This is a genomic window from Melghiribacillus thermohalophilus, assembly GCF_004342905.1.
Lineage (GTDB): Bacteria > Bacillota > Bacilli > Bacillales > Alkalibacillaceae > Melghiribacillus > Melghiribacillus thermohalophilus.
The window spans coordinates 1-17995 of record NZ_SMAN01000026.1; the positions used below are offsets into that span (position 1 = coordinate 1).

At 41.8% G+C, this 17995-nt stretch carries 17 protein-coding genes and 1 pseudogene; 7 read left to right on the forward strand and 11 right to left on the reverse strand.

Annotation, left to right across the window (positions count from 1 at the left end):
- Nucleotides 1–432 precede the first annotated feature (432 nt).
- Nucleotides 433–1296, reverse strand: coding sequence for a nucleotidyltransferase-like protein (locus tag EDD68_RS13655; RefSeq protein WP_132372854.1), 864 nt, complete (start codon nucleotides 1294–1296; stop codon nucleotides 433–435).
- A gap of 128 nt (nucleotides 1297–1424) precedes the next feature.
- Between EDD68_RS13655 and EDD68_RS13660 the strand changes: the two genes are divergently transcribed.
- Nucleotides 1425–1784, forward strand: coding sequence for a YgzB family protein (locus EDD68_RS13660; protein ID WP_132372855.1), 360 nt, complete (start codon nucleotides 1425–1427; stop codon nucleotides 1782–1784).
- A gap of 309 nt (nucleotides 1785–2093) precedes the next feature.
- Here the strand turns inward: EDD68_RS13660 and perR are convergent, their stop codons facing one another.
- The 5 genes and pseudogenes from perR to EDD68_RS13685 form a co-directional block, all read right to left on the reverse strand.
- Complete coding sequence (gene perR / locus EDD68_RS13665) at nucleotides 2094–2537, reverse strand: peroxide-responsive transcriptional repressor PerR (RefSeq protein ID WP_132372856.1); 444 nt, start codon at nucleotides 2535–2537, stop codon at nucleotides 2094–2096.
- A 104-nt stretch (nucleotides 2538–2641) separates the two neighbouring features.
- Nucleotides 2642–3199 (reverse strand): cob(I)yrinic acid a,c-diamide adenosyltransferase, encoded by a 558-nt coding sequence (locus EDD68_RS13670; protein ID WP_132372857.1) that lies wholly within the window; start codon nucleotides 3197–3199, stop codon nucleotides 2642–2644.
- A gap of 1 nt (nucleotide 3200) precedes the next feature.
- Nucleotides 3201–4150, reverse strand: a pseudogene (locus EDD68_RS13675) (D-2-hydroxyacid dehydrogenase).
- Between the two features lie 330 nt (nucleotides 4151–4480).
- A complete protein-coding gene (gene bcp, locus EDD68_RS13680) occupies nucleotides 4481–4948 on the reverse strand; it encodes a thioredoxin-dependent thiol peroxidase (RefSeq protein ID WP_132372858.1) in 468 nt (155 codons plus the stop codon).
- Nucleotides 4949–5299: 351 nt separating this feature from the next.
- Nucleotides 5300–5704 (reverse strand): potassium channel family protein, encoded by a 405-nt coding sequence (locus tag EDD68_RS13685; protein WP_132372859.1) that lies wholly within the window; start codon nucleotides 5702–5704, stop codon nucleotides 5300–5302.
- A gap of 270 nt (nucleotides 5705–5974) precedes the next feature.
- Between EDD68_RS13685 and EDD68_RS13690 the strand changes: the two genes are divergently transcribed.
- The 4 genes from EDD68_RS13690 (at nucleotide 5975) to EDD68_RS13705 (ending at nucleotide 10463) form a co-directional block, all read left to right on the forward strand.
- Complete coding sequence (locus EDD68_RS13690; RefSeq protein WP_132372860.1) at nucleotides 5975–6679, forward strand: response regulator transcription factor; 705 nt, start codon at nucleotides 5975–5977, stop codon at nucleotides 6677–6679.
- Nucleotides 6676–7698 (forward strand): sensor histidine kinase, encoded by a 1023-nt coding sequence (locus EDD68_RS13695; RefSeq protein WP_132372861.1) that lies wholly within the window; start codon nucleotides 6676–6678, stop codon nucleotides 7696–7698. Before EDD68_RS13690 ends, EDD68_RS13695 begins: the two co-directional genes overlap by 4 nt.
- Before the next feature lie 103 nt (nucleotides 7699–7801).
- A complete protein-coding gene (locus EDD68_RS13700) occupies nucleotides 7802–8578 on the forward strand; it encodes an ABC transporter ATP-binding protein (RefSeq protein ID WP_132372862.1) in 777 nt (258 codons plus the stop codon).
- A complete protein-coding gene (locus tag EDD68_RS13705; RefSeq protein WP_132372863.1) occupies nucleotides 8553–10463 on the forward strand; it encodes an ABC transporter permease in 1911 nt (636 codons plus the stop codon). Before EDD68_RS13700 ends, EDD68_RS13705 begins: the two co-directional genes overlap by 26 nt.
- A 210-nt stretch (nucleotides 10464–10673) precedes the next feature.
- On the opposite strand, the gene EDD68_RS13710 is transcribed toward EDD68_RS13705, so the two are convergent.
- Nucleotides 10674–10883 carry a 2-hydroxymuconate tautomerase family protein gene (locus tag EDD68_RS13710; RefSeq protein WP_132372885.1) on the reverse strand — a complete coding sequence of 70 codons (210 nt, stop codon included), beginning with the start codon at nucleotides 10881–10883 and terminating at the stop codon, nucleotides 10674–10676.
- 164 nt (nucleotides 10884–11047) lie between these two features.
- Here EDD68_RS13710 and EDD68_RS13715 point away from each other — a divergent pair, with 164 nt between their 5' ends.
- The gene (locus EDD68_RS13715; protein WP_132372864.1) at nucleotides 11048–12343 is read left to right on the forward strand and encodes a glutamate-1-semialdehyde 2,1-aminomutase; all 1296 of its coding nucleotides are present in this window, start codon (nucleotides 11048–11050) and stop codon (nucleotides 12341–12343) included.
- A 425-nt stretch (nucleotides 12344–12768) separates the two neighbouring features.
- The gene (locus tag EDD68_RS13720) at nucleotides 12769–13296 is read left to right on the forward strand and encodes a phosphatase PAP2 family protein (protein WP_132372865.1); all 528 of its coding nucleotides are present in this window, start codon (nucleotides 12769–12771) and stop codon (nucleotides 13294–13296) included.
- Between the two features lie 393 nt (nucleotides 13297–13689).
- Here EDD68_RS13720 and EDD68_RS13725 read toward each other — a convergent pair whose 3' ends face one another.
- The 4 genes from EDD68_RS13725 to mutY all read right to left on the reverse strand — a co-directional run bounded on the left by EDD68_RS13725 (nucleotide 13690) and on the right by mutY (nucleotide 17952).
- Nucleotides 13690–15465 carry an ABC transporter ATP-binding protein gene (locus tag EDD68_RS13725; protein WP_132372866.1) on the reverse strand — a complete coding sequence of 592 codons (1776 nt, stop codon included), beginning with the start codon at nucleotides 15463–15465 and terminating at the stop codon, nucleotides 13690–13692.
- A gap of 236 nt (nucleotides 15466–15701) precedes the next feature.
- Complete coding sequence (ntdP, locus tag EDD68_RS13730) at nucleotides 15702–16229, reverse strand: nucleoside tri-diphosphate phosphatase (protein ID WP_132372886.1); 528 nt, start codon at nucleotides 16227–16229, stop codon at nucleotides 15702–15704.
- Nucleotides 16230–16495: 266 nt separating this feature from the next.
- Nucleotides 16496–16672, reverse strand: a complete 177-nt coding sequence (locus EDD68_RS13735) for a gamma-type small acid-soluble spore protein (protein ID WP_132372867.1) — start codon at nucleotides 16670–16672, stop codon at nucleotides 16496–16498.
- A gap of 176 nt (nucleotides 16673–16848) precedes the next feature.
- Nucleotides 16849–17952 (reverse strand): A/G-specific adenine glycosylase, encoded by a 1104-nt coding sequence (mutY, locus tag EDD68_RS13740; protein WP_132372868.1) that lies wholly within the window; start codon nucleotides 17950–17952, stop codon nucleotides 16849–16851.
- Nucleotides 17953–17995: the final 43 nt, after the last annotated feature.

Here is a 17995-nt window from a genome sequence, read left to right on the forward strand (position 1 = left end):
CTGAGCCAGGATCAAACTCTCCAAAAAATCGTTTGAATCATTTGATTCTCGCTTCTGGCGTTACAAGTTGTTTTGTTCAGTTTTCAAGGTTCGAAAGGTGTTCGCTTCAAAACAGCGACTTTTATAAGATAACACGGCTAAAAAGGTTTGTCAATAACCCTTTGCCATTTAAAACAACACTCAATTTAAGCTGCCGCTCTTTTTAGCGACGAATAATAATATACCATGCATAATTTATTCCGTCAACACTTTTTTTAAAAAATAATCAAGGTATAGTTCGGCAGCCTTGTGTCGTCCCATCCATCCACCAATATATGCATCATTTTGAGTTCATGTTCATCTGTAAGCATTGGAGGCACCCTGCAGGAACAGGGTTTCAAACTTGTGAGTTGTATAACCAGCAGAACTTCTTTCTGCCCATCATATTATAGTTTATATTTTATATTTTCTATGATAGATATATTTCCCCTTCGTTTCTTCTTTGACGACCTTCACTATATTGCGTTCAACAAGGTATTCAAGCAACGCACCAAGGTCTAGAGCATACTTATCAATTTCTGGATGAACTTTCAGGTCACCAAAAGACCATGGGGTATGTTTGGTTTGCATGATTTTTAACAGGTGCCGGGTGCTTTTTTCAGCCCGGGAATTGATCGCATATTCACTGGCAAGCAGCATGAGCTGCACCTTTTTATCCGTCGGTTCTGTGCTCTGAGTAAATTCCTCATATAATTTATAAATCTCCGGCTCGATTTTTTTCACCTGATTCCATACCGTTATTTCTGGATAAAATCCCTTCTCGATGACGGACAGGCGGGCGAGATAGTGCAATGAACGGACCATCATACTGTAGGCATCTAAATGCTGTCCAGATGAATAAAAATTTTTGCATTCCCGATAAGCACGGATTAATTTGGCGAATTCAATTGCTTTTCTTAAATCCCTGTTTTCTTCAGGGAAATTATACAGTCGTTCTTTCAGCTCAGATACATATTCATTTCGGTCAAACAGGATTTTTCCTTCGATGATCCACTGGACCACTTTTCGGTAACCGCTTGTCTCAATCCAGTTGTTCAATAACCTTTCATCAACGATATGCATGGCGGCTTTTTTGTTTTCGTACTCATAATGTTTGACATACCACGCTTCTTCCGCATTGCGAACAATAATGAACAAAATCACGTCAAAATTATCGGTCACTGGACTTACAGGGTGTTCTTTTTCTACCATTAAAATCCCCAGTGTATTTGAATGGCTTGCTCTTTCCTGGTAAATGGGACGAAGCAGATTCTCCATAAGAATTCCTCCATATATGTAATAGTCATGAACTTCTACAGGAATCATTCAAAATCCTTTTTTAAATCCCCCGAATCTTTTTATAATTATGCTATACTTCTAATGGAGCGATTAAAGGAGGATTTTTTATGGAATTAAAATATAAGAGCAAAATAAATAAAATTCGCGGGTTTGCATTAGGGCTGATTTTTGCAGGTATGATTCTGATGTATATTGGCCTTTATTTTAAAGAGCAGGAATGGATCATGATTACGTTTATGATTCTGGGAGTATTATCCATCATCTTCAGTACCATTGTATATTTCTGGATTGGCATGCTTTCGACAAAAGCTGTAGTGGTGACCTGCCCTTCCTGTCATAAGGAAACCAAAATGCTCGGGAGAGTAGACGCATGTATGCACTGCAAACAGCCCCTGACCCTGGATAAAAGCCTGGAAGGCAAAGAATTCGATGAAAAATATAACTTGAAAAAATATCAAAAGGAATAGTTCAAAAGCAAGAAGAAAAGCCTAAAGCGCTTTGTTCTGTCCCGAAGACTGCTTGAGGTCACCCTTGCTGCCCGCGTCTCCGGTTCACCGAAGCAGCGCAGGGGAACAGGGGCGCCACTCGACCAATACAAAGCGATCCACATCCACTGTTCCGAATCAAATCAAAAACCGCCCTGCTGTTAAGTATGGCGGTTTCTTTTAGAATTGTCTACCGTTTTTTTATTCCAACAAAAGGGGTCAAAACCTAATTATCTTTTTTCATTTTTAAACATAAAAAAACTGAGAGCCTGATCACAGGCTATCAGTTTTTTAATGCTGTTCCTTCTTTTTGCAATCTTCACAAATCCCGTAAACTTCCATACGGTGATGGGTTACATCAAATCCAGTCACCTGTTCTGCCAATGATTCAACTTCATCAAGGCTCGGATAATGAAAATCCACGATTTTGCCGCACTTTTCACAAATAATATGGTAATGATTTTCGGTGTTGCAGTCAAAACGGCTGGATGAATCACCGTAGGTCAATTCCCGAACCAGTCCGATATCGCGAAACACTCGCAAATTATTATAGACAGTTGCTACACTCATATTGGGGAATTTCCCTTCAAGAGCTTTATATATTTCATCAGCAGTAGGATGTGACATTGATTTGATCAAATATTCCAGCACTGCATGACGCTGAGGGGTGATCCGGACACCCGATTCTTTCAGGGTATTCAGTGCTTCTTGCAGTCTGCTGTCAGACACCGTCATGCACCTCGCTTTCAAAACATGATCTTTAAATATGATATTATTAAATAAGAATATTTATAATCAGTTTACCTTGTTAAAATTGTGTTTGTCAATTATGGTGTCTGTTAAATATCTGTTTTTAAAGGGATTTCTTTCCCGCCGAGCTGCTGATTAACGTATCTGGCTGCTACGAACAGAAAATCAGAGAGACGATTTAAATAAGATATGACGCGGGGATTCGCAAGCTCTTCGCCCAGGGAAACCGCCGTTCGTTCCGCCCTCCTTACGATTGTACGCGCGACATGAAGACATGATGCTCCTTCGTGTCCGGATGGCAAAATAAAATTTTTCAATACAGGAAGATGCTGATCCCACTCGTCGATGTGCTTTTCTAATTCTTTTACATGCTCTTCCTTTAACTCCCAGGTAACATCTTTTCCCTTTGGTGTTGCCAGCTCGGCGCCAACATGAAATAAAATCGTCTGTACCTTTCTCAGTATTTCCAGAAACTCTTCTTTCGTTTCCCAATCTTCCTTTTCAATATGACTGAGCGCAAGACCGATCATGGAATTTGCCTCATCACAGGTTCCGTAGGCTTCAACACGGGCATGGTTTTTGGCAACGCGATCCCCGTAAATTAATGAAGTTGTCCCTTTGTCTCCGGAACGTGTATAAATCCTCATATTAATACCCCCTGTCAGGATCCAGTAAATTGATCAAATGATTTTTTCCCTTCATATAGGCATTCAGATTTTGTTCAAATATGTCAATCGCCCTTGGCTGATACTCAGGTGAGACCCCGGATAAGTGCGGGGTTACCGTCACATTTTCCATTTCCCAGAACGGATGGTTCTCCGGAAGTGGTTCCTGTTCAAACACATCTAATACAGCATGGGATATTTCATGATCACGGAGGGCTTCCAGCAATTCCTTTTCACATACCGTGTCTCCTCTTCCCATATTCAAAAAATCGCCTCTTTTTTCATGGCCCGAAAATGTACCTTTCTGAAAAACCTGTGCGTCTCACGTGTACTGGGAAGAATGGAGATGACAAAATCAGCTTCAGGCAAGAGCGCCATGAAGTCATCTTTTTGATGCACTTCATCAAAATGAGGAACTGGCTTTCCGCTGCGGGATACGCCGATGGTTTTCATTCGGAAAGCTTTTGCGACCCGGGCCACTTCCTGTCCGATGGCCCCGCTACCTGCTATCAGCATGGTTTTTCCTGTTATTTCTTCCATTGTAACACGGCGGTCCCACTGATGGGCCTGTTCATTTAAAAATAACTGTTTCGCCTTTCTAGATACTTGCAAAAGCATAGAAATGACGTATTCGGCCATTGGCGTTTTATGGATTCCCCGGGAATTGGTAACCATAATATTCTTCTCTTTTATTATTTGAAAAGGCATCCGCTCAACCCCCGCTGACAAAACCATGATCCATTTCAAACGGTTGGCCAGTTCAATATGCTCGTCTGTCAAATCCTCCCCATAGGTCAGAAGAATTTCCGCTTCCGGCAAATCTTTTTCTGCCTCATGAATATTATTATAAAAACGGAAAGTGGCTTCGGGGTATTGACGAATCAGTTTCTCCTTTAGATTTTCTTTTATGTTGCAGGAAGTGATCACCAGCATAAATATATTCCTCCAAAATAAAATACTACATACAGAATACCTGATTTTTCGTCATCTTGCACCTCTACTTGCCTGGCAGTAACCCACATAAAAGAAAAGCCGCAAATCCCGGGGACTGATTCCCTGAAATTTACGGCTTTTCCCAATCGTATCTGGCTTAAGCAAGGGGTAGAACAACTATCATTCTAATGGAGGTTTCCATTTCCCATTAGAAGTTCATTGTTCTAGTGCCATTATACATGCCCTGGAAATACCTGGCCTGGCACATTAGTCGGATTTTGTCTGAGACTTGAGTCGGATATTTATCTTTATATTAAACTGCTTGTTTTCTCATAATTCCTCCCGAATAAACTGAAGGGCTTCCTCCACATGGCCTTTGACACGCACTTTGCGCCATTCCTTGACAAGTTTTCCTTCTTTATCAATGACGAAAGTTGAACGTTCAATCCCCATGTACTCTTTTCCGAAGTTTTTCTTTAATTTCCACACTCCATACAAGTCCGCAACTTTATGATCTTCATCAGCCAGCAGAAGAAAAGGGAGGTCATATTTTTCAATAAATGTTTGATGACGTTCCACCGGGTCAGGGCTTACACCGATAATAATCGCATCTAAATCAGCGAAACTTTCGTGGTGGTCCCTGAAGTCCTTTGCTTCTGTTGTACATCCCGGGGTCATATCTTTTGGATAAAAATAGAGAACCACATGTTTTCCTCGAAAATCAGACAGCTTCACTTTTTCTCCATTACTGGCCATAAGTTCAAAATCCGGGGCAGGTTTCCCCACTTCAATCGACATATCATCGCCTCCTATCCTATGTAAAACGACTTTATTTAAGATTAACGAAAATTAGCCAGGGATTCAAATCAATGTATCAGACATTTCCCGGTTGCTTTACAGGTCCACCGGTCGTTATTAACAATGGGGGCTTATATCATCCTTTCCTTTATATATCAGGTTCATTCTGCAGGCTGAAAGTCATTGAGTTCACGGAGAATGAACCCCCCTGACCCTGAAGGAAGTCTAGCAGCAGGGTCAATACGGTTGAGCATTTTTATCGTCCCCCAAGATTAAAACTTCATCCCAACAATGAGAGCTCATAAAGTTCAGGGTATCGCATTGTTTTTTCTGATTTGAATCAGACCCCACCTAAGATTTCCCTTTTACTCCCTTCATCACCTGTACAAAAAATGCGGCCGGGAGCAAATAGCCGATCATGGCCTCAATGAGTGCAATGGCTTTGCCTATTCCAATCGGCGTGATATCCCCATATCCTACAGTCATTAATGTGACTCCGCTGAAGTAAATGGCTATTCCCAGGCGTTGAAGCTGGGGAAGATCCTGCAAATGCCTTCCATCCAGCAATACAATTCCCTTCTGAGACAACAAAAAATACAGAAGTCCAAAGCCGATCATAACAATAAAATAGATGTGAATCAATACGCAGAAATGGTCAAGGGAAAAGGTACCTCTAATTTCTTCTCTGTTCAAAAGATATGTATAGATGCTTTGCACCATGATATAGATGATGATAATTGAAACAGCATATACCATGTTCAGGCTCACCTTTTGTGTGAAATAAATCCTTTATAATCATACATATGCCAGGCATGTCTCAAACATGCTCGTCCGTTTACGTTTCGGGGAAACATATCTTTTCCCTCACATCATTTCCTTCCGCTGAACTTCCCCAGCCCCTGCATCGATGATCTTTTCCACCGACATGATATACTGTGATATGACAATAAGGTCTGTTATTTTTCCAGACCATCGATTACCATATGAATGAAGTCATATCATTTGTATGTAAAGGAGTACCCGTCCATGAAAAAAAAGATCTATATTGTTGAAGATGACCCGAAACTGGCTTCCTTACTGAAAGAACATATTGAAAAATATGATTATGACGTTTTCACCGCCAGCGATTTCTACAATATTAAACAGGAGTTTGAGCAGACCAACCCCCACCTGGTCTTACTGGATATTCATCTGCCGCGCTATGACGGTTTTTACTGGTGCCGTCAGTTCCGGACCATTTCAAACTGCCCGATCATTTTTATATCTGCCCGAAGCGGGGAAATGGATCAGGTGATGGCCATTGAAAATGGGGGAGATGATTACATTACGAAACCGTTTAACTACGATGTTCTTATGGCCAAAATCCGAGGGATGATGCGAAGAACCTATGGAGAATATGCAACAGAAAAACAGCCCCGCATACTCGATATATATGGTTTTATGATCGATCTTGAGGCGATGGAAATGGAACTGAACAACAAACGTCTAGCCCTGACTAAAAAAGAATTTTTGCTCCTCAAAGAATTGATGCAGCATGTCAATCAAGTGCTGACCAGAGAACATTTGCTCGAGCTGTTATGGGATGATCAACATTTCGTGGACGACAACACCCTTTCGGTAAACATTACGCGACTTCGAAAAAAACTTCAGGAACTCGGGATAGAGAATGCTATACAAACTGTCAGAGGAGCAGGATACAAAATGAAAGTGACCTGGGGGGATCGATTATGAAGCATTTCCTTAAAGATATGCTCCCATTTATTCTCTTTTTTTACTCCCAGATTATATTTATCACTGTAACAGCCTTATTAATCTTTAATATTTATGACATCGAAAATCCCCTGGGAAACATGCTCTATATGCTTGGTGTTCCCACTATCTTTCTGATCATCTTTTTATCTATTCAATACAGAAAAGTAAAACCTTTTTATGAATTAGCCATAGACGTTGATACAACATCTCCTGATGATGAAATGTGGATTCCTGATTCAGGTATGCAATTGCTTTCATCTGTAAAAAAAGCATTCGAAACACAGCATCGGCGTTATGAGACAGAATTAAAAAAGGTTCATCATCATCACCAACAGCATCTTACCTTTGTTCAGCAGTGGGTCCATCAGATGAAAACCCCATTATCTGTATTAAAGCTGACATTGCAGAAAGAAAAAAGCCGAATGTCTCCTTCGGTCTATGATGACTGTATGGAAGAACTGGAAAAAATGTGGGAAGGGCTTGAGCTTTCTCTGCACTATGCCAGACTGGACAGTTTCAACAGAGATTTTCATGTTAAAAAAGTTCATTTGAAAGGTATCCTAACCGAAATGATTCAGACTTACAAATCTGCCTTTATCCGAAACCGGGTTTTCCCTGAACTGAACGTCCCTGAACAATTGTGGATAGATACGGATCCGAAATGGTTTTCGTTTATTATGGGACAGGTGACGGCCAATGCCATAAAATATTCCACCGGGTCAGGAAACAAGATTATATACAGTACCATTTTTGAGGATGGAACATTGAAGCTTTCCATTAAAGATTCGGGAATCGGCATACCTGAAAAGGATCTCCCCCGGGTGTTTGACCCTTTTTTCACTGGTGAAAACGGGCGAAAATTTCGGGAATCAACCGGTATGGGACTATATCTTGCCAGACAGATTTGTGAGGAAATTGGACATGAAATTTCGATTTCCTCACAATATGGAGAAGGAACAACGGTAACCATCAACTTTCCGAATGTGACAAAAATGTAAGACAACTGGACTGAATTGAAAGAATCATCAATATGAAAATTACCTGACTCCCCTTACAATGGTCGTAGATAGCACCACATTCAAATGAAAAAGGAGGATGACCATGAATGTACTGAAAGCAGAAAACCTGTCCAAAATTTACGGAAAGCGTTCCAGTTTGCAGGTTAAAGCAATAGACAACATCAGCTTAACCGTGAAAAAAGGGGAGTTTATCGGAGTAATGGGACCATCCGGAAGTGGAAAGACGACATTGCTCCATCTGTTGTCCACTATCGATTCTCCCACTTCCGGTTCTGTAGAAATTAATGGAAAGCAGATCTCGAGTATGACAGACGGAAAACTGGCCAAATTCCGCCGGAGGGAAATGGGGTTTGTTTTTCAAGATTTTAATCTGCTCGATACACTGACTATTGAAGAAAACATTCTTTTGCCCATGACCCTTGACCATCAAAAAATTCGAGATATGGAGAAAAGGCTCATGGATGTATCCAGGAAGCTGGAAATCGAGTCCATTTTAAAGAAAAGGACTTATGAAGTTTCAGGAGGACAGATGCAGCGAGCAGCCATTGCCCGTGCAATCATCCATGATCCTTCTATTATTTTTGCCGATGAACCAACGGGAAATCTAGATTCAAGATCATCAGAACAGGTGATGGAATCTTTTCAAATGCTGCACGAGGAGCAGGAAGCAACGATTTTAATGGTGACCCACGATCCATTTGCAGCAAGCTTTTGTGAACGAATTGTATTTATTAAGGACGGGCGTATTTATACTGAAATTTACCGGGGTGACAATCGTCAAAGCTTCTTTCAGGATATCCTGAACGTCATGTCCATTCTTGGAGGGAATACGGATGACTTTCAGACAGTTCGCGTTTAATAATGTCAAACGGAACGCCCGTCAATACATCACTTATTTTCTAAGTTGCATGTTTTCCGTGACCATTTTCTTTATGTATGCTGTTCTTGTATTTCACCCCGAGGTCATGGAGACTGAGTTCAGAGAATCAGTCAGACGAAGCATTATGGCAGCAGAGATCATTATTTTTGTCTTTTCGTTTTTATTTGTATTGTACTCCAATAGTACATTTGTTAAATCGAGAAAAAAAGAATTCGGTCTGCTGAGCACGCTTGGAATATCGAGAAGTCAGCTTAACCGCCTCATCATGATGGAAAACAGTCTGATCGGCATTTTATCGATTATTTTAGGTCTCGCAATGGGGGCTATCTTTTCTAAACTATTTCTATTGACATTGACCAATATTCTTGAGCTCGGAGACCCCCTCTCCTATTATATATCGCCGTTAGCTATAGGGATTACTGCAGGTGCTTACTTTATCATGTTTGAACTTAACTCCATTTTTGTCCTGTTTTCCATTCGTACTAAAACGATTATGGAATTATTCAGAGGAGCCAGATCACCGAAGAAAAAGCCGAAATTTTCCTGGATTTTGAGTATCCTTTCCCTGTTGCTCATCGGCTATGGTTACTATCTTGCCTGGACAGCTGATTTAATTTCGATCATCCCGCGGATGCTTCCGATTCTGGCGCTGGTGGTTCCGGGAAGCTATTTCCTGTTCACCCAGCTTTCTGTTGCACTGACTTCCTTGCTGCAAAAACGCAAATCATTGTACTACAAAGGGACCCATTTGCTTACTATTTCGGATCTAATATTTAAACTCAGGGACAATTCCAGGATATTATTCTTTGTAGCGATTTTAAGTGCGGTTGCATTCACTTCATCCGGTGTACTGTTTGGTGCTTTTTATGGTCTGGAAGAAGAAGCCAAAAAATATACTCCGAATACCCTTTCCTTCTCAGGAATCGGCAATCGAGAGACTGTGGAGGAAAAAGCCCGGTTAGTCTCGCAGGAACTAAAACGGAACGACATCCATTATTCCGCTCATTACTCACAATTAGTTAAAGGAGAAATCCCGGAATTGGACGGTTCCGTTCGATTTTTATCCCTTTCAGATTTTCACATCTATCAAACAATGAGTGGTCTCGAAAAACTCAAGTTGAAGGAAAATGAAGCAGCGATTTTGTTATTTCCAAATGATCATCGGGAAGACCAGGTTCCAGGTTCATTAACCGTATCAATTCAAAACGAGGAACATACTTTTGCTGTAAAAAAAGTTCGGAACAATGCCTTTAATTCCCGCTACTTTCAATCGTATTTGATCGTCCTGCCGGATCAATTTTATGAAGCATACGCCAGAGTGAGTGATCCAGAGCAAACCGTCCACCTGCACGCCATCGAGATTGATGGCTGGACATCCAAAACCGATGAGATTCAAGTAGCTCTTCAAGAGCACAACTTGAGGCATTTAAAAGTGAAAGATGATATATTTACCGAAAATCGAGCAGAATTATACACTGGGTTAAAACAGGGATTCGGAATCTCATTATATTTTGGCATATTTATCAGCGTACTGTTTTTCCTTGCTGCCGGTTCGATTCTCTATTTCCGGATGTATCAGGATATCGATTACGATTTAAATCATTACCGCTCCCTTTACCGGATCGGCTTGACAAAAAAAGAGATGAAAAACATTGCTACTCGGGAGCTCAGTTTTCTCTTTTTCTTGCCTATGCTTATCGCTGTTCTTCATTCCAGCTTTGCGTTCAAAGCCTTACAAAATATATTAAGTGCATCCGTACTATTACCGGCTTTCATCATTTTCGGCGGATTTTTAGGAGTACATCTGATAAACTTCTTTATTGTAAGAAATATATATGTATCAAAACTGAAACGCGCGCTATAAGAGAAAAGGAACCTTTTTAGGAAAAGCTCTGAAAAAATTTAATGGTGACCAGATAGCCAGGCAGAACTTCCCTTTTTGATGGAAGTTCTGCCTTTAATTTCAGTAGTTTCCGCAATAAAAAGCTCTTCTGACGTTTCGTTAAACATGTTGTACAGATACCATTTCGGGCATCTATTTTCCTCCTTCAAAACAGATGCTTTGTCACTGCCTTTACTCTCCCTGCTTTCTTCGTTCCGTTACACTTTCCCCTGCAATTCCCCAGTTATCGGTCTCCACTTCATCAATGATTACAAAGGTAGTTTGCGGATTTTTGCCAAGGACGTCTTTTAATAAGCTTGTTGCTCCTTCAATGAGCTGCTTCTTTTGTTCTGCTGTAATTCCGCCATGTTCTCGCGTAATCCGGATATTTACGTATGGCATGCCCATCATCCTTTCTTTTTTATATCACTATACCAAACTGGTGAGATATTACCATATATGTTGTAAAACCATCCTGAGGATCCATAACTAAGCCACTGTACAATTGATTCATGTATGTTATATGCTACAATAACCATTGATGAACAGACATTGGAGGGAAATACATGAAGTTATCCAGATCTGAACAGCTCTATCAAGAAGCTCTTGAACATATTGTAGGCGGAGTGAATTCTCCATCAAGATCCTATAAAGCAGTTGGCGGGGGAGCTCCTGTTTTTATGGAAAAAGCGAAGGGAGCTTATTTCTGGGATGTAGATGGCAACAAATATATCGATTACCTCGGAGCATACGGACCGATTATTACCGGGCATGCCCACCCGCATATCACCGAAGCCATTACAAAGGCAGCCCGGAACGGGACACTGTACGGAACTCCTACTCCCCTTGAAAATACATTTGCGAAAATGTTAAAAGACGCCATTCCATCAATGGAAAAAGTTCGTTTTGTAAATTCCGGTACTGAAGCAGTCATGACAACAATTCGGGTGGCCCGGGCATATACAAATCGGACAAAAATTATTAAGTTTGCCGGCTGTTACCACGGACACTCCGACCTGGTCCTTGTAGCAGCAGGTTCCGGCCCTTCCACCCTGGGTACCCCTGACTCAGCAGGCGTTCCTCAATCGATTGCACAGGACGTCATCACGGTTCCTTTTAATGAAGTCGAACCGTTCAAAGAAGCACTGGAACGCTGGGGGGAGGAAGTGGCTGCGGTTCTGGTTGAGCCAATTGTAGGTAATTTTGGTATAGTTGAACCAAAACCTGGTTTCCTTGAAACAGTGAAAGCCCTGACCCATGGAGCCGGAGCACTTCTCATTTTTGATGAGGTGATAACAGCGTTCCGATTTACATATGGAAGTGCACAGGAACTGCTCGGAATTCAGGCGGATATGACAGCTCTGGGAAAAATTATTGGAGGTGGCCTGCCGATCGGCGCTTATGGAGGACGTGCCGAGATTATGGAACAGGTAGCACCGCTTGGCCCTGCCTATCAGGCGGGAACGATGGCCGGTAATCCCGCTTCTATTTCTGCAGGGATCGCCTGTCTGGAAGTACTGCAGGAAGACGGGGTTTATGAGCATATGGATCAACTGGGAGCCATGCTGGAGGATGGCATCTTAACACATGCAAAAACATATGAAATCCCGGTTACCATTAATCGTTTAAAAGGGGCACTGACTGTCTATTTTACTGATCAGAAAGTGGAAAACTATGCCCAGGCAGAAGCAACTGACGGAGAGCAGTTCGCTAAGTTCTTTAAACTTATGCTGAATCGGGGGATCAATCTTGCTCCATCCAAATATGAAGCATGGTTTGTTACGATTGCCCATACAAAAGAAGATATTGAACAAACTCTTCAGGCTGTTGAGTTCGCCTTTAAAAAGATGAAAAACGGATAATTATTCATATTAGCTCCATTGCATCTATAGCAATGGAGTTTTTTAATCGAAATCGCATGAGGAATCGAAAATTTTCGAAATAGAGAAAAGGTTAATCATGCAAAAATTATTTAGAATATTCAATTGACTTCAATGGTTCACTGTGCTAAAATTGTACCTACATTTGGAAAGTTTTTTATCTTTTTTTGCCCTTATTCTTTACCTCTTTTTCAATTTGGCAAAAAATACTCCCTTCCTTTGGTAGTTTTACCAGGGCTTTTGCTTTCAGCAAAAGCCTATTTTTTTTGGGAACGGATGCGTATGTTCCTTTAAACGGTCTGGATACGTGCAGTACAAATGCGCTGTTAGGTACAACCGCAATTTTTGCGTTCAGAGACAGATCAATATGGTAATCTTGTATTTAGAAAAAAGGAGGTGAATGACGAATGGATTTATTCATCTTTGAATTGTTGCATTCATTATCCGGGAAAGTTTCATACATCGATTCAATGATGATCTTCCTGTCTAAGTATGGATATATTCTGTTCATCCTTTCAGTTTTAAGCCTATTTCTTTTCCCAGCATACCGAAAAATGGGGCTGACAGGAGTCGTAGCACTGGTTGTCGGTCTACTTTTGAACCTTCTCATCGGTACCCTGGTGGACCGGCCCAGACCATTTATTGCACATGATATTGATATCCTGATTCCGAAAGAACCATCTCCGTCCTTTCCAAGCGATCAGGCTTTAATAGCCGGGGTTTTCATGACCTTGTTCTGGATCCTTGCGCCAAAACTCCGAATTCCTGTTGTGATACTCGGACTGCTGGCTGTCGTCTCGCGCATCTACGTTGGACATCACTACCCGTCAGACGTCGTTACAGGTGCCCTCCTCGGTGTCATCCTGGTGCCTGTCACCCGTCGGATATTGTCGAACAGGAGAGGAATAAGAGAAGATAAACCTCTGGGCCTGTAAAAAGGCAATTGATATCGACATCGACTCCGCTACACACACTCTGGGGCCTGGAACATTGCCTATTGTGTCTGTTTGATTTGACAAGTTTCAAGAAATGAAAACAGAAGAAAGAAAATACTTACCTCCCCTGCTCGGAGGGGGACGTTACATGTCAGGTTCCAGAGTGACTTTTTTAAAAAGTCTTCCCTCCAACTCTGACCAAACCGATATCCACCGACTTTCCGGAAACCTGGTTCCCCTCTTTTCGTTCTATGTTTCGCACAATTTTCCATTTCTTCTCTTGAAAACTTGAACGCCTTCATCAGAAACATATTCCCCCTCATCCCCGCTCTAAACAAAAAAGAGTCCCCATGTGAGGAACTCTCTTAACTATTAACTATTTCATCACCAGGACTATGTCTGGTATACCTTTTTAGGCCGCTTATCATCAAGCTGCTGAACCTGAAAAAGATTATAGTAGGACCCCCTTAATCTCATCAACTCTTCATGGGTACCCGTTTCCTTAATCTCTCCGTTTTCAATTAACACAATCCGGTCTGCATGAGTAATCGTGGATAACCGATGGGCCACAATGAACGTTGTCCGGTCATGAGCCAGTTTCTCCAGTGCCTCCTGAATGAGATGTTCACTTTCTAAATCCAGAGCAGAAGTAGCTTCATCAAAAATCAATAACGGGGGATTTTTTAAAAATACTCGCGCAATCGCGATCCTTTGTTTTTGCCCGCCGGACAATTTCACCCCCCGCTCTCCAACGAGGGTATCATAGCCTTCAGGTAAGTTCATAATAAAATCATGGGCATTGGCCGCTTGAGCAGCCTTTATCACTTCTTCATCCGTTGCATGAGGATTGCCCATCCGAATATTCATGGCAACCGACTCGCTGAACAAAATATTGTCCTGAAGAACCATGCCGATTTTGTCCCTGAGGGATCTTGCCCGAAAATTTCTAATATCCTTCCCGTCAATCAAAATTTTTCCTTCAGTCACGTCATAAAAACGGGGGATCAGGCTGACCAGCGTTGATTTGCCGCCTCCGCTCATCCCTACCAGGGCTACCGTTTCCCCCGGCCGAACATCAAGACTGACATTTTTCAGCACATCAGGTTCATCCTCATTGTATCGAAATGAAACGTGATGAAAAACGACATGACCGTCCACACGAGTGAGCTCTTTTGCTCCCGGATGATCATCAATGTCATATTTCTCATCTAAAAATTCAAATACCCGATCCATCGAAGCGATGGACTGCGTCAAAATGGTTGATGAATTAACAAGTCTGCGCAGGGGGTTGTATACCCGGTCCATGTAGCCGACAAATGCAACCATCGTCCCCACGGACAGTCCCTCAAATATAACCTGATATCCCGCGAACGCAATCACAAATAGAGGTGCCAGATCTGTAATCGTATGAGTCACGGAATAGGCTCTCGCATTCCAGGACGTGTGGATCAGGGCTTTCGATAAATATTTGCTATTCTGTTTATCAAATTCGCTCGCTTCATACTCTTCAAGGGCAAAGCTGCGGATGACGGGCATCCCCTGCACCCGTTCATGAAGGTGTCCCTGAACCTCCGCCAGAGCCTGAGATCGCTCCCGGGTTAATTTTCGAAGACGGGTATAAAAATATTTAACAGAAAATCCATACAGAGGAAACAACAGGATAGCTACAATCGTGAGCCAAACATTCATCGTCAGCATAATGGCGATCGCAATCAGAATCGTGATCATGTCGAGCCAGATATTCATCAGTCCGGTAATTACAAAATTTTTCGTCTGTTCTACATCGTGGATGACCCTTGAGATGACTTCACCTGTTTTGGTTTTGGCATAATAACGGAGGCTCAGTTTTTGCAGATGATCAAACAGCCTGTCCCGAATATCGTATAAAATTTTGCTTCCGGTCCACTGAGCCATATACTGTCTAAAATATTCCACAGGCGGGCGTAAAATCAGGAAAATAACAAAAGCGATTCCCATGACCAGAACCAATTTATCCAGTTTCTCGCTCTGGCTGAGATGTTCCGCTCCAATAATGTCATCAACCACATATTTTAAAATCAGCGGCATTAATAGGGGGATGCCAAATTTAATAATTCCAACAGCTACGGTTAAAATAATTCTCCATTTGTATGGTTTGACAAATGCTAAATAGCGCCTAATACTATCCACCTTCTTCACCTGCCTTATCTCGGATTGTACTTGAAAACATGAAAGGGGACAAAAAATACGCTTTATATCCTCGGTTACAGTTTTATTGATGATTTATACATGCACACAAAAACCCTTGCTTTACCGCTGCAAGGGTGCTTTACCTCATGTATGCTTTTTTATACATCTTATTCACATGTATGACATCGCATTCATGACTCGCACCGGATTCATTAGACTATGTCCGTTTCTATTCTTTATCGATAGGTTAAATAACGTTCATACCACTGATCCACGAATTCCGGTGAAAACGGGCCTTTTCGCTGCAAAATCCACGATTCCAGAATCTCCACGTTGTTTCTTAATATTTGGTCCAGTACTTTCGGGTAATTCATCCGGCGTTTATGCTCCTCATACTCATCCTCATCCAGGAGGGTGTATGTCATATCTGGAAACACTTTAATGTCAAGATCATAGTCAATATATTTTAAAGCCTCCTCATCAAATACAAACGGAGAACTGATATTACAATAATAATAAACCCCATCATTACGAATCATTCCTATTACATTAAACCAGTACTGGGTGTGAAAAAAGCAAATCGCGGGTTCTCTTGTGATCCAGGTGCGCCCATCACTTTCGGTCACTTTAGTCCGGTCATTGGCACCGATCATCAGATTGCGGGTTCCTTTTAAAAGGGTTGTTTCTTCCCACACTCTATGGAGTTGTCCATTGTGTTTATAGCTTTGAATGACAATTGTCTGTCCCGGTTCAGGAATACGCATCGCTACTCCCCTTTGTATGTCCACTACTGCACTATATAAATATTATAACTTTTTATCCACCGAATTGAAAACGGTGCCTGTCCCCTATCGAAAAATTTTTGATCCCATACCGTATTTTAACAGGGTTGACTAGAAGGTAAAGGGATTGATTATGGACTTTTCTCATTCGACGGGTGACAGACACCCCGTTCCAGACAAAAAAACAAATGGAGCACGCCGAATGGGCGCGCTCCACGAACGGACTTAGAAGAGAGCTAAAGGAGCTGTTATTTTTTCTGTTGTTCTGCTTGTTGATTTCGTCTTCTTACTTCCTGTGCGTCTGTTTCACTGGCAAACTCATAAGCCTGATTTTCCTGGCCCTGTGCAGCCTGCTGGTTTTGTTGTTTTACATGTTGAACATTCGTTCCAGCAGATGTTTTTTGTTTGTTTTGATTTTTTGCCATTTTATATCACCTCCGCAATTTTAATGTGTCCAAAAAATGAAATCCTTATCCATTTCTCCGCATCCATATGTTTCCTGAAAAGGCATACCACATCAAATTCACATCACCTGTAAACCTGTCTGTCTTTTCATGCATAACTCTCCATGCTCTTTGATAAAATAAAAAAAGCACCCATATTATGGAGTGCTTTCCTGGAAGTACTGCATTATTTTTTGATGGGAAACCGGAAAAGGCAGAATCTGGAGCTCTTCTTCTTTTGCCCAACTGGCTCGCTTCAAGGATAAGGTTCCCCCCTCCAGACTTGCCTTCACAATGTCCATTTCCCAGACGAGATGGGAGAACACATGCTTTTCATGACCGAGCAGTTCAAGATGATTAATCCTTAGGCCATATTCGTTCAGAAACCAGTTCTTGAGCTGAGCAATATCCCGTTTTTCGGCAGGGGCCATCGGAAATTGGTACAAACCTGCCAGCAGACCCCTTTTTGGCCTCTGTTCAATCAGCACTTCCTGATGATCATTGACAGCTATAATAACATAATAAGGCTGAATTTTCTGCTTTTTCCCTTTACTTTTTACAGGAAGGGTCTGCTCAAGCCCAGCGTGAAAAGCTTCACAGTGTTCCTGTACCGGGCATAACATACACTGGGGATTTTTCGGGGTGCAAATAAGAGCTCCTAGTTCCATCAACCCCTGATTGAAAGAAGAGGGATCATCATGTGAAATCACTTCACGGGCCAATTTTTCAAACAATTTTTTTGTACTGGCTTTTGCAATATCCTCTTCTACATATAATATTCGGGATAACACCCTCATCACATTGCCGTCAACAGCTGGCTCCGGCTGGTTGAAGGCGATGCTTAAAATCGCTCCTTTCGTATAGGGGCCAATCCCCTTCAGACGGCCAAGTTCTGCTGGATTATCCGGAATATTTCCATCATACTTTTCGACTACTTCCTTTACGGCACTTTGCAAATTTCGGGCCCGAGAATAATAACCAAGTCCTTCCCATTCCTTCAGCACTTCCTGTTCATCCGCCCCAGCGAGGGCTTCAGGGGTAGGGAAGCGACTGATGAACCGGTTAAAATAAGGGATTACCGTGTCCACCCTGGTCTGCTGAAGCATGATTTCCGAAACCCAGATTTTATAAGGATCCCTGTCCTTCCGCCAGGGAAGATCCCGTTTTTCCCGCTGAAACCATGTCATTAAATCAAGCTGAAATTTTTGTATATTAAACTGCTCTGGAATGCGTTCGGAGTTTAAATGGTTCACTTTCTTCACCCTTCATATGGTAAAATAAAAAATGGATTGACGTTAAAGGAGG

Coding starts and splice junctions, on each gene's coding strand:
- EDD68_RS13655 (WP_132372854.1), bottom strand. CDS start 1,296: ATGGAGAATCTGCTTCGTCCCATTTACCAGGAAAGAGCAAGCCATTCA.
- EDD68_RS13660 (WP_132372855.1), top strand. CDS start 1,425: ATGGAATTAAAATATAAGAGCAAAATAAATAAAATTCGCGGGTTTGCA.
- perR (WP_132372856.1), bottom strand. CDS start 2,537: ATGACGGTGTCTGACAGCAGACTGCAAGAAGCACTGAATACCCTGAAA.
- EDD68_RS13670 (WP_132372857.1), bottom strand. CDS start 3,199: ATGAGGATTTATACACGTTCCGGAGACAAAGGGACAACTTCATTAATT.
- bcp (WP_132372858.1), bottom strand. CDS start 4,948: ATGTCGATTGAAGTGGGGAAACCTGCCCCGGATTTTGAACTTATGGCC.
- EDD68_RS13685 (WP_132372859.1), bottom strand. CDS start 5,704: ATGGTATATGCTGTTTCAATTATCATCATCTATATCATGGTGCAAAGC.
- EDD68_RS13690 (WP_132372860.1), top strand. CDS start 5,975: ATGAAAAAAAAGATCTATATTGTTGAAGATGACCCGAAACTGGCTTCC.
- EDD68_RS13695 (WP_132372861.1), top strand. CDS start 6,676: ATGAAGCATTTCCTTAAAGATATGCTCCCATTTATTCTCTTTTTTTAC.
- EDD68_RS13700 (WP_132372862.1), top strand. CDS start 7,802: ATGAATGTACTGAAAGCAGAAAACCTGTCCAAAATTTACGGAAAGCGT.
- EDD68_RS13705 (WP_132372863.1), top strand. CDS start 8,553: ATGACTTTCAGACAGTTCGCGTTTAATAATGTCAAACGGAACGCCCGT.
- EDD68_RS13710 (WP_132372885.1), bottom strand. CDS start 10,883: ATGCCATACGTAAATATCCGGATTACGCGAGAACATGGCGGAATTACA.
- EDD68_RS13715 (WP_132372864.1), top strand. CDS start 11,048: ATGAAGTTATCCAGATCTGAACAGCTCTATCAAGAAGCTCTTGAACAT.
- EDD68_RS13720 (WP_132372865.1), top strand. CDS start 12,769: ATGGATTTATTCATCTTTGAATTGTTGCATTCATTATCCGGGAAAGTT.
- ntdP (WP_132372886.1), bottom strand. CDS start 16,229: ATGCGTATTCCTGAACCGGGACAGACAATTGTCATTCAAAGCTATAAA.
- EDD68_RS13735 (WP_132372867.1), bottom strand. CDS start 16,672: ATGGCAAAAAATCAAAACAAACAAAAAACATCTGCTGGAACGAATGTT.